Source organism: Bernardetia aquimarina, from assembly GCF_042180575.1.
Lineage (GTDB): Bacteria > Bacteroidota > Bacteroidia > Cytophagales > Bernardetiaceae > Bernardetia.
The window spans coordinates 5,882,123-5,899,085 of sequence record NZ_CP170094.1 but is presented as its reverse complement, the minus strand read 5'-3'; the positions used below and the strand labels follow the sequence as shown (position 1 = coordinate 5,899,085).

Genomic DNA, 16,963 nt, shown 5'->3' with positions numbered 1-16,963 from the left:
TAAGATTAGAGCGTGTTTAAAAATTTTCTCTATCTAATCTAGCTAAAATTATAGTAATAAATACACTTTGTATAAAAGCTACAGAAGATTGTATTGTTTTTTCGTAATCTTTGGCTAATCTACGGAAAAAATTGAACCATCCAAACGACCTTTCCACTTGCCACCTTCCCTTTTGAGGAACAAATCCTTTCTCATTAGGTGGACGTTGTGTAATTTCAACCTTCCATTTGTACCATGCTGCACATTCTTTGAAATATCCTTTGTAAGCACTATCTGCGAAAATAATTTCTAGCTCTGAAGCTACTTCTTCTAATTGAGAAAATAGTTCAATACCTTCATTTCCATCATAAGTATTTGCTGCTGATACGTGAATAGCAAGAGGTAATCCTAAGCTATCTACTGCAATATGACGCTTACGCCCATTAATTTTTTTAAAACCGTCTATGCCTACTTCTTCATTTATAAAAGCAGCTATTTTAACACTTTGACTGTCTACTGCACAAGTGGTAGGAGAAACATTACGCTCTTGCCTAACTCGTTCTAAACCAACAAGATGATTTAAAATAAATGTTAGAACTCCCTTTTTTTGCCATTTACGAAAGTAATAATAGACTAGTTCCCAAGGTGGAAAACAAGAGTCTAAATTACGCCATTGAGTTCCTGTACGAGTTATTTTTAAGATTCCATCAAGAACATTTCGCAAAGAATGCTTACGTTTTCTTGGTTTATCTAAAAGATTTTTTATAATTTCCCATTGAGAATTTGTCAAGGGTTTAAAACTGCGCTGTAGGAAGCGACGTTGTTGCCTAGAAGTTGTTGTTTTTTGTTCTTTCATTTAACAAAAGTACTACTTCTTCTACAAATTCTCATTTTATTTAACTTTGTAAAGTGATATTAGTGAAATTGCAAATTTTGGCAAAATAAAATTTAAACACGCTCTTAGTTGCTGAAGTATCTAATAATTTGACGGTTCGTAAGAGTTTTTCAGAATCCTGTTTTTGGATATAAAATTCTAATTGTCTTGAAACATCTTGAAAAGCCATCATCGGACTACGCAAATCATGTGCAATGATAGAAAAAAGACGGTCTTTGGTTTGGTTAGAATCAGCTAATAATTCATTTTGAAGATTAATCTCTTCATTTTTTTCTGCCAAAAGTAGGTTAGCTCTTTGTTTATTTTTTTGGTTTCGATAAGCGATATAAGCAATAATAAGAGCAGCCAAAATTCCTATTCCAAAAAGAATAGATAGATTTCTTTGAAAAGCTATTTTTTGTTTGTTTTCGGCTTCATTCGCTCGTTTTTCGGCTTCTGTTTTTTCGGCTTTTATTTTGAGATTATCAGCTTCTAGTTGTGCATTTTGGGCAGCACGGTAGAGGCTATCAGCTTGCTGTTTGTTTTTGGCATCTTTGGCAAGAGCTAAAAGTCGGTCTGCTTCGGCTTGTTTTTCTAAAAGACTAAATTCTTGCTCTTTCATTTTGCGTTGAAATTGTTCTTTTTGTAAAGCATTATTTTTGAATAAGTTATCGTTTTCTAATTGTATATTTTCTAATTTTTTCTGTTCTAATAAAAGTGCATTTATTTCGGATGATTTTTCAATATTGAACACACTATCTTTATAGTTTGTATAAAGCACATGGTATTCATACGCTTTTTCGAATTCTTTTTTGCCTTCATAAGAAATGGAAAGAGATAATAAATAATTAATTAAATCTTTTTTTGTATTTGTGGTTTTTGCAATAGCTAATCCTTTTTGAGCATATATGATTGCACTATCATAACTTTGTTGGTCGGAGTGAGAAGTAGCCAAATTAATATATATTATGGAGAGTAAACCTGCATCTTCAGTCGCCTCTGCTACCTCTGCCGACTCCTGAAAATACCCAATAGCTGTATCATATTCTTTCCTATTATGATAAATAAGACCAATATTAATTTGACTCATCAAATACCCTCTTTTATTTTCTATTTTTTTATAGAGTAGTCCTGCTTCTTTTAAATAAGTCAAGGCTTGGTCATTTTTTTTGAGAGAGAGTAATGCTCCTCCTAGATTATTGTAGGTTTGGGATAGTCCTTTGTCGTCCTCTATCTTTTTTTGAATAGCTATAGCTTGTTTATAATAAGGGATTGCTTTGTCGTATTCTTGTTAAAAAAAATGAATATTTCCAATATTACTCAAAGAAATAGCTTCCAAAATTTGGTCATTTTGTTTTTTAGATAATTCTAATGCTGTGTTCAAACATTTTAAAGATAAAATATAATTACCTCTTCTCTCATAATACCCTCCCAAAGCATTATAGACAATATTAAGCTTAGGAGAAGGAGTTTTGCCTGTTTTCATATAATCAACGGACTTATTATAATCTTTTAGAGCTTGCTCAATGTCTCCCAAACGTTCCTTTAGATGCGCTCGCTGATTGTAAGCAAAACCCAAGTCATGTTTGTTTGATGTTTTTTCTAAAAAAGAAATTGATTCTTCTATGATAGGAAGTGCTTCTGCATATTTTCCTTTGAAAGAAGTACAATACGATTGATACATCAAGGCTATTCCTTTTCCTAGTTTGTAATCAATAGGAGAAGCTAATTCAATGGATTTCTGTGTCAAAATTAAAGCACTATCCGTCTGAGAACGAACCAAATTTTCAGCAAGTTGATTGAGCGAATCTACCTTAGAAGCTATAGTAGATTGATTAGATGTAATTTTTTGTGCAGAACCAGAGTAGCTTATACAAATAAATAGTAGTGGAAGTAGAAAATATTTTATCATGAAGCTAATATAACTTAAAGTAGGTAGGATATATTTTAGAGTTTAAATTTATAAAATTCAAACACAAAAAAAACCTTTACTCAAAAAGTAAAGGCTTTTCCTATCTGCTTTATAATCTTAAATTTATTTTTAGTATAAAAATATAAATCATAAGATAATTTTGTTTTATATATATAATGCTAGATGTTTCGTATTCTTTTAAATTCAGAAGTATATCTGAATTTGATTACAATTTATGAAAACATATTATTTCATCTACAAAAATGTCGTAAACTGTAGTATAATTGTGATAGACTGCAAAATAATGTGACAAAATCATAAAAAACCCCTTCACTCAAAGAATGAAGGGGTTTTGTTAATCTGTTTTAATCTTATTTTTCTTACTCTAAAATGATGGATTTAGAGTATGTGGCTTTATCTTGAGTGAAACGAATCAAGTAAATGCCTTTTGCAAATTCTGCTATATCAAGAGTAAAGGTTTGATTACCTTTTTCAAAAGTTTGTGTTTTGATGACTTTACCTGTTGCATCAAAAACAGAAATTTGCATATTCTCTTTTAATGCTGCTGGGAATTGTACATTGAAAATTCCTTCACTTGGATTTGGATAAATTTTGAATACATCACTTGTTATTACTTCTTCTCCTGTAATTGTAGTTTCTGGAACAGAAAAATAAACTGTTCTAGTCTGAATTAGACAACCATTTTGATTGGTTATTTTGACAGAATAATAACCATCTTCTGTTGGTGTAATTTCATTACTTGTTCCCAAATCAGTTTTTACTTCTCCATCAAAATACCATTCTACACTCACAATTTCAGCTTGAGAGCCACTTATATCTTCTAAGAAAAGTGAATTTTTGTCTTCACTTATTCTCAAATAAATAGGTAGAATCTCAAAATGATTAATTTCTATCTCATTTGACACTGAATGACAAATCGTATTTTCAGTAGAAATTGTACGTACTTGATACTTTCCTTTTATAGAAGTAGAAATAGAATTTCCTGTTTCATTCAAAACTTTTTTTCCATTTCTATACCACTGATAAACCACATTATCTTGAGGATTCTGAATAGAAATTATCGTTTCAGCATTCGGACAAATTGTAGTTTCAGATGCTTCCAAAATAGGATTTTGAGTAATATCTGTAACACCTATTTCAATACTTGTACTTGCTTGACAACCGTTTTGAGTTGTTACTTGAAGTGTATAAATTCCAGATTGTGTAACTTCTTGGCTTTGGTCATTTCCAATGACCACATTATTCAACATCCATTCATAGCTTACATTTTGTCCTGCTGAAATGGCATTTATTGTTCCATTTTGACAGAATATTGCACCATTTGGTTCTTGAGTTTTAGCAACTGGATTTTGATTTAATTTGACCATTACCTTTTCAGAAATAAAACTACAAATACCTTTTTGAATTCGGACTTGATAATCGCCTGAATGATTTGCAGTCATATTTTGTGCATGTATGCCCAAATTATATCCATTCAAATACCACGTATAAGTAGCTCCTTGTATTGCTTGAGCTGTTAATTCTAGAGTATTTTCACAACTCACTTGAATATTTTCTCCTTCAATAAGAGCATCAAATCCTATTTGTGGCTCTACTTTTACAGGTGTTCTAGCACTTTCTTTTAAGGTATGAGGATCTTTACCAATTACGCTTACATAAAAAGTAGTAGTTTGATTGATAAAAGGAAGTAAAAAAGTCTCATCTCCATTACTTGTCATAAGTATCGTCCCACTTGTAGAGTCTGCATATACATTATAGAAAAATGCACTACTATTCAATGTAACCTGTGGTTTTCCACTTTCACAAACAGTATTTACAGAAATTAATATTGGAGCAAGAGGATATGTCCATTCATTTGTTCTAGAGATTTCCATTTCTGTTCCATTTACAAGTCCAAATATATGATATTGATAAAAGGTATCAGGATTCAAATTTTCATCTATATAGTAAGTTGCTGTATCTGGCAGAACAGCAATTCTAGTACTTCCTCTATACAAATGAAAACCATCATAGCCTGTATGGTCATCCCAATATAATTTTACCTCTGAAGTAGAAAGACCAATTGCCCATAAATATAATGAAGAATGATTTTTAAAAATAACTTTTAGGTCTGTACGAACAGAATTGTTCACATCAGTTGCTACAACTCCATTAAAAGCATTATTATTAAAAGCAACAGATAAATTACTTATACTCTCTGCTCGTGTATTTGGATTTGCAGCTCCTTGCAATGAAAAGCGAAGTTGTGTATCTGATACTTTTATTATTGAAGCTCTAAGACCATTAGGGATATTAGAAACATTTACTTTTCCTGTTGTTACATAATCTTCTCCAGCCAAACCAGAAAAAGAAGTACAAGAAGAACTCTCAATAGTAATTACATTCTCTATTATACCAGAATTAGGAGCATAAGACACTTCTGTAAAGGTACTTCCAGAATAAAGCAATTCATTAACTTGATTTGTAGTAACATCAAATGAACAAGTTGTACTATTTCCATTCACATCTGTTATTTCAAATGTGTTTGTTATTGTGTTAGCAGGGAATGAGCTACCAGATGGTAATCCTGCTGTTTGAACTATAGAAGCAATACCACAATTATCTGTTGCTGTTGGAAGGTTGTAAGTTACAATACTACTACAATTACCTGTATTTGCAGCTATAATATCAGCAGGACAAGTAACGATTGGTAATTGATTATCCAAAACAACAACTGTAAACTCATCACTTAAAGAAACATTTCCATTTACATCAGTTGCTGTCCAAGTAATTGTTGTAGTTCCAACATTGAATACTTGATTTGTAAGTGTAGTTACGGTTCCTGTGGTTACACCTGTCAAGACATAAGAATAAGAAGTTACAGAACAGTTGTCAGAAGCTACTCCATTTGGAATGTCTATATTAACAAAACTGCAATTTCCATTATCTGTATTTCTTGTAAAATCTGCTTGAGCTGTTAGCGTTGGAAGTTGTGCATCACTTACTGTAACTATAAACTCATCACTTAAAGAAACATTTCCATTTACATCAGTTGCTGTCCAAGTAATTGTTGTAGTTCCAACATTGAATACTTGATTTGTAAGTGTAGTTACGGTTCCTGTGGTTACACCTGTCAAGACATACGAATAAGAAGTTACAGAACAGTTGTCAGAAGCTACTCCATTTGGAATATCAGTGTTTGTGAAACTACAAACTCCTGCATCAGCATTTCTTGTAAAGTCTGCTTGTGCTGTTAGTATTGGAAGTTGTGTTTCGTTTACTGTAACTGTAAATTCATCACTTAAAGAAATATTTCCACTTGCATCAGTTGCTGTCCAAGTAACCGTCGTAACTCCAACATTAAATATTTGATTTACTAAAGTGGTAACTGTTCCTGTTGTTGCGCCTGTCAGAACATACTGATAAGAAGCGATAGAACAGTTATCAGCAGCCAGTCCATTTGGAATATCTGTATTGGTAAAACTACAAACTCCTGTATCAGTATTTCTTGTAAAATCTGCTTGTGCTGTCAGAGCTGGAAGTTGATTATCTTCTACTATAACTGTTGCTGTACAAGTAGATGTATTTCCACTAGCATCAGTAACAGTCAGAATTACATTATTCGTACCCACATTTGCACAAGTAAAACTACTTGGACTTACAGAAATTGATGCGATACTACAATTATCTATGCTTCCATTGTCTATTTGTGATGCTGTGATACTTGCATTATTTGTTGCATCTAGTTGAATAGTTAGGCTCTGACAAACTACTGTAGGAGCTTGTGTATCATTTACTGTTACATCAAAAGAACAGGCACTTGTATTACCTGCTGCATCCGTTGCAGTATATTCTATAGTCGTAGTACCTATAGGGAAGGTTGAGCCAGAAGAGAAACCTGTTAAGTCAGTCTGTGCAACTATTGCCCCACCTCCATTAATTAAATTGATATTTACCTGCCCATGTCCTGTGTTTGTAGCACCTACTAGGTTGTTTGAAATAGCTGTTGGACTAACAAAAGACCCACCACCACCACCTGCATAATTGAAGGAGTAGTCTCTAGCACCACCACCACCAGAGTAGCCACCACCACCACCTGCACCCATGTTATCAGAGCCGCCACCGCCGCCACCGCCAAAACCACCATCGCCACCTTCATCACCTCCTGTATCAATCCAACGAACACCTCCAAGTCCTCCATTTAGAGGACGACGTCCACCTTGAGCACCTTGAAAACCTGTATTAAAGTCATAATTAGTTCCGTTGTTTCCTCCTGTTCCATCAGTGAACCAACCTGCACCAGCTCCAGCCCAATAACTATTACCTCCAACATTATTTGTTCCTCCATTTCCTAATGTTCCTCCATTACCTAATAAGTCAGCAGATTGATTCCCTTGAGTTGTTAAGTTAGCGTTTGCCCCAGCATGAGTTTGGCGTCCACCACCACCACCACCACCAGCAGCAACAAGTAGTTCTCCTGTAGTAACGTTCCAAATAAAGCTACCACCCCCACCACCAGGTGAAGCATTATCTTGATTCATTGCACGAGTATCTTCTCCTTTTTGACCGACAAGAATGCGTATGACATCACCTGCTGTTAAATTAAATTCTCCCTCAACCTGAGCACCCTTTCCACCAAGAAAACCAGGAGCATATCTTTGTTTCCCTCCAGCTGCCCCAACAGCATTAATCAAATATACACCTGTTGTAGGTACAACAAACTCTTGAATACCTCCAACTAAAGTTACTATTCCATCTAGATAGTCACCTGTATAAGCAGCATCAAGCTGAGCTTGTGTTGGACCTGATTTGCCTGTAGCACCTGCATTAGTAAAGCTAAGTGGTGGTATAATTACACCCTCACAATTATCAGTTGCTCTTAATGCTGTCCAGTTTATAATAGCTCCACATACACCACTGTCATTATCTACTGAAATATCAGATGGGCAGTTTGTAATAACAGGAGCTACATTATCAGTAACAACAACATCAAAATAACAAGACGTAGAATTTAGAGCTGCATCTGTAAAAGTGTATGTTACTCTAGTAGTTCCTACACTAAAAAGATCACCTGGACTATGTGAACGCACTACTGTGGGTGTACTACAATTATCTGTAGCTGTAGGTTCTGTCCAACTTACAGAAGCCTCACAGGTTGTAGCTCCTACTGCTGTCGTACCAGTTATTGTTCCTAAAGCACATCCTGAAATTACAGGTGCTTCCGTATCAATGACTGTGACAGTTTGTGTTGCTGTTGCAATATATCCATTAGAAAATACAGCAGTCCAAGTAATTACTGTTGCTCCAATAGGCAGTGGATCTGGAGCATCATTAGTCAAGCTAACAATAGTACAAGTAGCTGTAGTCGTAGGTGTACCTAAAGTAACACTACTAAGTGCTGCAGCACAACCAGATGTAGTAGCTATATTGGTTATATCTGCTGGTGCTATAAGAGTTGGGTTTTCCACCACAACTGTAGTTGTAGTAGAATTAGTACATCCACCTAATACTGTGGCAGTATAAGTTACTGTATAAACACCAGTTGTAGTGTAGGCATGTGAAACTGTTCCTCCACTTGTATCTAAAGGGCTTCCATCACCAAAGTTCCATGAATGAGCAATCACAGGAACAGTTTGGTTGGCTGAAATATTATCCAATCCCCAGTTATCATAACCTGTTCCTGAGTGATTCGGTTGTATCCAACGAAACATTGTAGAAACTGTATATGCAGCAGGAGGAATTGGAATATTCTGTAGTATCCATTCGTAGCCTATTGCTCCACCAGAAGGGTCTATAGGATCAAAATATTGAATATCTACCCAGTTAGTTCCTGCATCAATAGAGTATTGTAGAAAGACTCCTTCATTAGCATCCACTTCTTCACAGCCTGGTTGAGGGTCATCTCTTCCAAAGTCCATCTCAAAAATCAGGCTTCCGCCTGCAGATGCATCTATAGCACTCGTCTGTACAAAACGAGGAACTCCAGCTCCACCTGCAGCAGACCAAAAGTAGTTTGTGCCATCAGGTGCTGGATTAAAGCAAGGCTGACCAAGTGTAAAAGCAGATGCTACCCAACCTGTAGGGAAGGTAGCACCATTGAAGTCAAAAGCTGTAGCCACACCTTGGCCTGTACCTACAAAAGTAAGAGCCTCATTGGGACAAACTGTACCTGTAGGAGTTCTGGAAGTGATTTGTGCGTAACATTGTGCGTATGCTTCTTGTATAGCAATATTACACCAAAGTAGAATAAAGCTAGTAAGAAATGTAAACAGCTTATTTGTAGAGTAATACATATTTGTAAAAGTATTTTTAGAGAGTGAAAATTTTAAAGAGTTCAAGCTTAATGTCTGTTAAAACAGTAGGAACAATTTTACCACGCTGTCCTGTGAAGCGATAATGAAGTGTAAGAAGGTTTTCTTCCTCTGTACTTGGAAGATTTCCCTCAATGCTCTGTCCTGCTTTGAGTGTAAGCCCTACATGATGTTCTCCACTCTTGGGATTGTAAACCTCTTGTCCATTACTGTAACTGAGACGATAATCCCAGTTAATAGCTACATCATGGGAATTAGTATTTTTTACACGAAGTACATAATACTGAGAGTTATTGGGTGTGTAGTCACGTACTTGATACTCTACACGGATACCTTCTACTTCTTTGAGAAGTTTCCAGCCCAACTCTTGGGCATGGGTTTGGGCAATGAAGGTCAAAAGTAGCAGTATGCTACAAGCTAATGTTTTTTTCATTATAAGATTGATATTAAAAGAGCTAGTCAGTTAAAAATTATTACAAAGGTTATGTCTAATGTACTATTTCTATCTAAAATAGAAACCAAAGAACTTTTGCTTTATTAGATTGATTCTACTTGAGGCATCAGTATGGTTCTTATTTATCTCTAACAAGAACGTTAGTAGTACACTACATTTTTTAAAGTTGCAAACATTTCATAAATACAAATAAAAGTTAGTGAATAAAATAATAATTGATAAATAATATTAAAGCACAAAATTTTAATTATAATAGTAATTTAGCAGTGAAAATAATTTGAATACTTATATAGGTATATTTTAACATATGGTAATAAAAAATAAATCCTAGTGTAGTCAAACCTGTTAAGTTAAAACAAGGAGTAATAATAGCAGTTCTCTTAGATGGATTGTTAGAGCTAAAGACTCCGTGTAGTAATAATGATTTTCCTCAAATGGTGCATTTGGTTCTGTATTAGTAGAGCAAGTTTGGTTACTCTCAAATCTCCAATTAAAGTCATCAGTAGTTGATTGTGTCCAACCACTTGTTATTATAAGAATGAAAAACTACAGCTTTTATTGATGTTTTAGCATAACAACACTAACAAATAAATGCACAAAGCCTATTCTTAAACAAGCTCATTATTAAAACCCTCTGTATAAGATATTATTGAAGCATTATACATTGAGCTTGACTAAGAGAAGTAATGGAAAAAGTAACAATAAGAAATAGTAGTCTTTTAGTATTAAAGAATCGAAAGCTAGAGAATAAATTCATAATGTTTAGTAAAAATTCAATAATTATATTCTTTTAAAGAAAGGAATCAAATTATATAATTTTTTAAAGGAAATGTAGGTTTTATATTTACTTACTTTTATTTGACAGCACAAAGGTAAGCCTTTTTTATCTTTTTTCTCATAAATACAAACTTTTTTTTAAAAAACTTACTCACTAAATAAATACAAAGTACCTTTTTTATTAAAAAACCTCCTAAATGAAGAATGGCTTTTCCTATCTATTGCTTTAATTCATATAAAACTATTTGTGATGATGGACAAATAGAGATAGATGGAGGCATTATGCTCTTAGCAGATTTAGCTTTTTTAGGGATAGATAAAGACTATGAAAATGCTATAAGTAACTGGGCAAAATTATTTATAGGTTAACAAAATCTGTCTGACACCTCAAAGGTGTCTTGACAGTTTAAATTTCCATTTTCTAATTCTTTTTTAGATCTGTTTTATTTTGCTCAGTTACTTATTACCATTTAAAGAAGAGTTAGGGTCACATAAGAAGAAAGTAAACAAAGAACTTACTTCTTTAAGAGTGACAGTCAATGCTCTCAACTTAAGGATTTTTTGTTTTAGGTAGCTCGTGGGGACACGAGCAACAGGTATATTTTTTGTCTAAAGACAAAATTTTATTTCGCAAAACGATCAACTCTTCGAAGAAGAATTCACTTTACCATTGCTCGTGTCCTTATGAGCAATTCGAAAAGCTCTTAAGTTGACAACATTGAGAGTGACAGTAGAACATGCATTTGCAGGTGTAAAACGATTGGAGATTATACAAAACAAAGTTAGGATCAAAACTTTTAAAGTCAGAAAAAAGATGTTTAGAATTGCAGTCGTATTACGCAACATGAGAGGACAATATAGATACATAAAAAATTAACAGTGATAACTTTTAATAATAAAAAAAGGCTATCCCTACTTTTCGGACAGCCTCTTTTTTGATTTATTTTCACATTATGAATGTCAAAAGCATGCCATTTGACTTACTAAATAGATTGCATTACTGAATAACAAGCTGTTTTGTATAGACTTTTCCTTCCGAAATAATCTGAACCACATAAACACCTGCACTTATTTTTGGAAGAGTAATAGAAAGTGTTTTTTCATTCATAGCAATTTCTTGACTATGAATAATTCTACCTAATCCATCTACCAACACAAGGTTAGTTTTTTGGTTTGTCGTTGTTGCAAATTCTACTTTGAAAGAACCATTATTTGGATTTGGATAAATTGTGAAGATTTTTGTAGACTCTTCTTCAATTCCCGTTATACCATCCACAGTAAATGTTTTTTCTGCTGTTTCAAAACTACAACCTGTTTCATAAACTACTTGTGCTTTGTAATTTCCTGTTTCGGTTGGTGTAATCAGAATTTGATTTGCAAAAGAAGGAATTGCAACACCATCTTTAAACCACATTACAGAATCAATCGCATCTTGAGAAGATACATCAATCGTTTTATCTTTGCCATTTTCTGTATTGATTCTGATGATAGCTGGATTGACTTGCAAACGAGTAATTTCTACTTCGCTCGTTTCTACTTTACAACCCTCTGCTGTCGTTATTTCTACTTTATACGTTCCTATTTCGGAAGTAGAAAGACTTGCAGAAGTATTTGAAATAACGGTATTATTTCTAAACCATTTGTAAGTAAAACTTGTACCAGTTGTTGCTGAAAGCAGAGTTTCTTCGCTTGTACAAATCGCTGTTTTACTTGCCGTAAGCTCAACATTTGTTGGTGCAGTTGTAATTGTAACAGCAATAGTTACGCTATCTGCACACGAAGGCTGACTAGCTTTCAAGGTATAAGTTCCAGATTCTGAAACTGAAATACTTGTGCCATTTCCTACATTAGAACCATTCAAAGTCCATTCATAAACTACATTTGCGCTTGTATCTTGTGCATTCAATGTTCCACTTCCACAGAAAGAAACAGAGTTTCCTTGTTCAATTCTTGCTGTTGGAGCATCCACAAAGCGAGTAGTCGTAAACTCAGATTCATCAGAGCAATCATTTTTAATTACTCTAACTTTATAACGAGCTTCGAAAGTTGTGGTTAATGTTCTTTCTGTACCTACTTGAACATTTTCTCTAAACCATGTGTAAGTTGCTCCCTCTACTTCTTGAGCTGATAATACAAATTCAGTTGCACAGCTTTCAAGTAAAGTTCCTTGTTCGATGGTTGCTTCAAAAACTTCTTTGATTGGAACAACTGCTTCTAAACGCTGACTTTCTTGTCCATTAATCACAACAGAAATATAAAAAGTTGTACTGTCATTCAAAACAGGCGTTTCGATACTTGCATTATTAGTTTCAAAAAGTGGTGTAGATGCTGTTTCAGAATCATAAACTCTATAAGTTGCACCTGCACTTTGTACATTGATTGTTCCTCGTTCTCCTTTACAAGCTGCAATAACAGAAAGCAAAGTTGGAGTAGCAGGAAGAGTACGAACTTGAACCGAATTTGAAGTCGCTGTATTATTTCCACAAATAGCTTTTATAGAATAATTATACTGTGTATTTGCTGTCAATGTTGAATCAACATAAGACAAATTCGAAGCTGGAATAGTGGCAAGTCGCTGTCCATTTCTCAACACTTCATAATTAACTGCATTTGTATTTGAAGGTGTTGTCCACGATAATTTTACTCTAGTAGAAGTCAGAATTTCTGTACTCAAATTAGTTGGTAATGTACAATCTGCAATCGGAGGATTTGGAGTTGTAGGATTACATTGAGGTAACACATCAACAATCGTATTTTTGACTGTATTTGTGATAATTGGAGCGTTTGTATCAAAATAAATATACGATTTATTTTCAATTCTTGACGTATCTGTATGTGCTGCAATTTCATCAAGCTCAAAAATAACATATCCTTGACTTAGCTCTGGACTAGTTGTGCTATCAGGCAAATTGATATTATTAAAGACAAAGTTTATAACATTATTATTTGCTGTTGTATCGACTGTCATTGCATGACTACTTCCCACAACACGCAAAGAACGACGATTTAATAAATTACTCAATGAATCTACAATATTTACATCAATAGCAGGAGCATTTCCTGTATTTTGGAAACGAATTGTATAAGTCAATGGCAAATCTGAACGCTTCGTAAATTTCTCATCACAAATTCCTTGTGGATAGACTTGTTTGTCGTTCGGGTCATAAGAGTTTACGATTGGGAAGCAGTATTGTTTTAGGTTATTCAAACGAGTAAGGTCATTCACTTCAGGAGTAATATGTCCTGAAAAACAAACCTCATCGCCAATATTTAAGCTAATATCTGGAGTTACAGAAACTCTAACTACAAAGTTTCTATCATAATTCAAATCAGTAACATTCCAAAACAAGTTACTTCCTACAATTCTATCTGGTGCAATAGAAGCCGAATTATAAGTTATATCATTAGGCAAAGTAACTTTCAATTCCCCAGACTTTGGAGCACAAGAATAATTATTTGCAAAAACTGTAATATTTGAAGCTATTGCAGGACGGAAAGTATTCGCAATTATATTTACATTAAAATCATGGTTTGTAGCAGAAGGATTAATAATTACAGGTTGAATAACTTGGTTTCCTGATCGGTCTGTAATCTGTAAGTTTAAACTTCTTACTGAACTGTTTCCACAATCAAATATTTTAGTTTCCAGTCCTGTATCGTTAAAAACTACATTTATATCTACCGAATCTGTACAATTATCACTCAAAGAAGTAATAAAATCTCTAGCTGAAATAGTAGCTTGATTAGATACATTAAAAAGTACTGGAAGTGTTCTGACAGAAACAACTGGACGAATAGTATCTTTTACCTGAATAATTGTAGGAGAAGTTTCTACATTTCCATTACTATCTGTAACTCTCAAAACTACATTATGAACTACATTTGTATCAGCACACGAAAAAGAACGAGTAGCTAATCCTGTATCATCAAAAAGATAAGAATCAATCGTATTTCCACAACCTGCCGAACTTATACTATCTAATAAAGTTGCATCTACTTCTATATTTCCAGTATTATCTAAATAAGTCGTATAATTTATTTGACTTACTGCATTCAATGTTTGTAAAGTAGTAACTAAAACTTCCAATCTATTACTACTACCACAACCTACAATAGAATCTAATGCGTAGAAATAAGTAGAATCTGCTGTCAAAGTTGGTGTAGTAAAACTATCTCCTGTATGAATAGGAGTAGTACTTGTAGGCGAATTATACCAATACACAACTCCTTGTTGTGTCATTTGTAAAGTAGTTGTAGTATTTGCACAAACTCCATGCTGCTGATTTGGAGGAGTAGTATTGTTTATGGTATAGCTACTTATATTTTTTATTTTAGCTACACTATTTTTTCCTATTCCTTCTATTTCCCCAAAATAACCTACAACTATATATTCTTCTACATCTGTTTGTAAGATATCAACAATTCTACTCTCTATACTACCATCTCCATCAAAAGAAGTATCTAAAGAACCATTACTATTTAGACGAATAGTTTTACCTACTGTTATTCCATTATATTTGGTAAAATTACCACTAAGAATAATCTTTCCATCATCTAGACATTTCATGGAGAATATTTGTGTATTAGCATAAGTATTTGTTTCAAAACCTAAGCCTGGATCGAAGGTATTATCTATACTACCATCTGCATTCAATCTAGCTAAACCTACTGGGGTGTTCAAAGCAGTGATAATCTTATCATCTGATTGTAATGCTCCCATATATATGTTGTTGTATATCTGAGGAATGTCTAAAAAACTATTATCTATACTTCCATCTGCATTAAGACGAAGAAGGTTAGTAAAGGGCAAGGAATTAAATTCGTTGAAATTACCTATTATAACAATTTTATCATCTGACTGAACTAGACTATGTTTTATATTAATATTGGTACCTCCTCCATAGTTATTGTTGAAGAATTGCATATCTAATGTGCCATCTGTATTTAGCCTCAATATACCATGATACTGACCACTTCCTCCAATAATTAATTTTCCATTGCTTTGCATGTCCAAATCTGTTGGATAGGAACTAGAATTATACTGTATTGGAGTATAAGTTTGATCTATTGAACCATCAGAATTTAGCTTAAGAAACTTAGAAATAGTAGGAGAAGTGCAAGCATTTTCAAAATAACCTACTACAAATATTTTGTTATCGTTTAGTACCAAAACATCATCTATTCTCCTAACTCCGTCACAGACTCCTTCAAAAAGCGCAAAACTTTGATCTAATGATCCATTCAGATTTAGACGTGCAATAGATTTAGTAGGTACTCCATTATATACTCCAAAATCACCTGCAATAATAATTTTATCATTACCTTGATATTCTACCTTCCGTACACTTCCCATGGTTGCACCAGTTCCACGATTGTAATCCAAGTTCAAACTTCCATCGTTATTTAATAATACTACTGCGCTGACTGTCTTTCTTTTGTACTCTTTAAGCCCTATTCCTGAAAGAAACTTGCCATCACTTCGCATTCTTATAAAACTTAGCATATTTCCTCCTCCATCAAAAGAGCTATCTAATGTGCCATCAGTATTTAGTTTTATTATATTACTATATCTATCAGCAAAACCTCCTGAAACATCTACACCATTATATTTTCTAAACATACCTACTACTAAAGTGTTTCCTGAGGGCAATTCCAAAATATCGCTTATTCCATTACTAACAAGAGCACTTCCTTCAAAACCTGTCCCAGTATCAAAACTTGTATCAATACTTCCATCATTGTTTAATCGAGTCAAACTAGCTGTTCTTCCATTATTAACTATAGTCTTATACCCTCCAATCATGATTTGTGAATTACTCAATGATTTTATTTTATATACTTCATAATGACTATATGGAGCTGAAAAGGTATTGTCAATGCTACCATCACTTTCTAACCTGTATACTTGATCACTACTACTAAAATTATTTTGTCCAACTGCTATTATTATCTTACCATCTTGCTGTACTTCAAATCTCCGAAATTGTTTACTCAGGGGTATGCCATGATTAAAACTTGAGTCAAGCGAACCATCAGAGTTTAAGAGAGCTATTCCGTTACGACTATCATTGCCATAAGCTGAAAATACTCCTCCAATAAGTATTTTACCATTAGGCAAATACTTTATCTGATATATTGAAGGAACAGATATATTAGTCCCATATACTCTTTCTAGAGTAAAGCTACTATCCACACTCCCATCAATATTAAAGCGAGCAATACGATGATAAAAATTATATACATTGTTAGGTGTACTGTAACCTACCAAAATTTTACCATCATCTTGAAGTTCGACGGTAGCAATATCATAAGAGTTGATACCATAGTTATCTTGATAATCGAATGTATTATCTAAAGAACCATCACTATTTGTTCTTATTAATGGCTTAGTGGGTACTCTATTGTAAGAAGGAGTTGGAAATAGAAGACGATCATCATTTTGTAATGCTGCTGCATGAAGAAAAGGATTTCCTCTATTCAAATCGTATGGATAAGTTCCTTGTCCTTGCCCAAAGCCTGAATCAACAGAATTAAAAGTCTGATCAGCTACAACCGAATTACACTGCCCAAAAGCAGAAAAAGAGTAAAAACTACTCAATAAAAAAACAGCACAAACAAAGAGTAGGCTGCGTAAATTAGAATATGATTTTGTCATC

7 protein-coding genes and 1 pseudogene are annotated in these 16,963 nt (G+C 33.7%); 1 reads left to right on the top strand and 7 read right to left on the bottom strand.

Features of this window, described 5'->3' with window-relative positions:
- Positions 1 to 16 precede the first annotated feature (16 nt).
- From ACE193_RS25305 to ACE193_RS25280, 6 genes and pseudogenes are all read right to left on the bottom strand, one after another.
- Positions 17 to 835, bottom strand: coding sequence for an IS5 family transposase (locus ACE193_RS25305; protein WP_375559445.1), 819 nt, complete (start codon positions 833 to 835; stop codon positions 17 to 19).
- Between the two features lie 40 nt (positions 836 to 875).
- Complete coding sequence (locus tag ACE193_RS25300; protein ID WP_375563382.1) at positions 876 to 2,006, bottom strand: tetratricopeptide repeat protein; 1,131 nt, start codon at positions 2,004 to 2,006, stop codon at positions 876 to 878.
- Positions 1,998 to 2,132 (bottom strand): annotated as a pseudogene (locus tag ACE193_RS25295) (tetratricopeptide repeat protein); the annotation flags it as partial. The pseudogene ACE193_RS25295 and the gene ACE193_RS25300, both read right to left, overlap by 9 nt.
- A gap of 12 nt (positions 2,133 to 2,144) precedes the next feature.
- Complete coding sequence (locus ACE193_RS25290; protein WP_375560964.1) at positions 2,145 to 2,765, bottom strand: tetratricopeptide repeat protein; 621 nt, start codon at positions 2,763 to 2,765, stop codon at positions 2,145 to 2,147.
- A 380-nt stretch (positions 2,766 to 3,145) separates the two neighbouring features.
- Complete coding sequence (locus ACE193_RS25285; protein ID WP_375560963.1) at positions 3,146 to 9,058, bottom strand: HYR domain-containing protein; 5,913 nt, start codon at positions 9,056 to 9,058, stop codon at positions 3,146 to 3,148.
- Positions 9,059 to 9,074: 16 nt separating this feature from the next.
- Positions 9,075 to 9,473, bottom strand: coding sequence for a hypothetical protein (locus tag ACE193_RS25280; protein ID WP_375560962.1), 399 nt, complete (start codon positions 9,471 to 9,473; stop codon positions 9,075 to 9,077).
- 1,038 nt (positions 9,474 to 10,511) lie between these two features.
- Between ACE193_RS25280 and ACE193_RS25275 the strand changes: the two genes are divergently transcribed.
- Positions 10,512 to 10,676 (top strand): hypothetical protein, encoded by a 165-nt coding sequence (locus ACE193_RS25275; protein WP_375560961.1) that lies wholly within the window; start codon positions 10,512 to 10,514, stop codon positions 10,674 to 10,676.
- A 628-nt stretch (positions 10,677 to 11,304) separates the two neighbouring features.
- Here the strand turns inward: ACE193_RS25275 and ACE193_RS25270 are convergent.
- On the bottom strand, positions 11,305 to 16,962 hold the full coding sequence (locus ACE193_RS25270) for a T9SS type A sorting domain-containing protein (RefSeq protein ID WP_375560960.1): 5,658 nt from the start codon (positions 16,960 to 16,962) through the stop codon (positions 11,305 to 11,307).
- Position 16,963: the final 1 nt, after the last annotated feature.

Bases quoted from the DNA above. Each gene is read 5' to 3' on its own strand.
- ACE193_RS25305 (WP_375559445.1), bottom strand. From the start codon at position 835: ATGAAAGAACAAAAAACAACAACTTCTAGGCAACAACGTCGCTTCCTA.
- ACE193_RS25290 (WP_375560964.1), bottom strand. From the start codon at position 2,765: ATGATAAAATATTTTCTACTTCCACTACTATTTATTTGTATAAGCTAC.
- ACE193_RS25285 (WP_375560963.1), bottom strand. From the start codon at position 9,058: ATGTATTACTCTACAAATAAGCTGTTTACATTTCTTACTAGCTTTATT.
- ACE193_RS25275 (WP_375560961.1), top strand. From the start codon at position 10,512: ATGGCTTTTCCTATCTATTGCTTTAATTCATATAAAACTATTTGTGAT.
- ACE193_RS25270 (WP_375560960.1), bottom strand. From the start codon at position 16,962: ATGACAAAATCATATTCTAATTTACGCAGCCTACTCTTTGTTTGTGCT.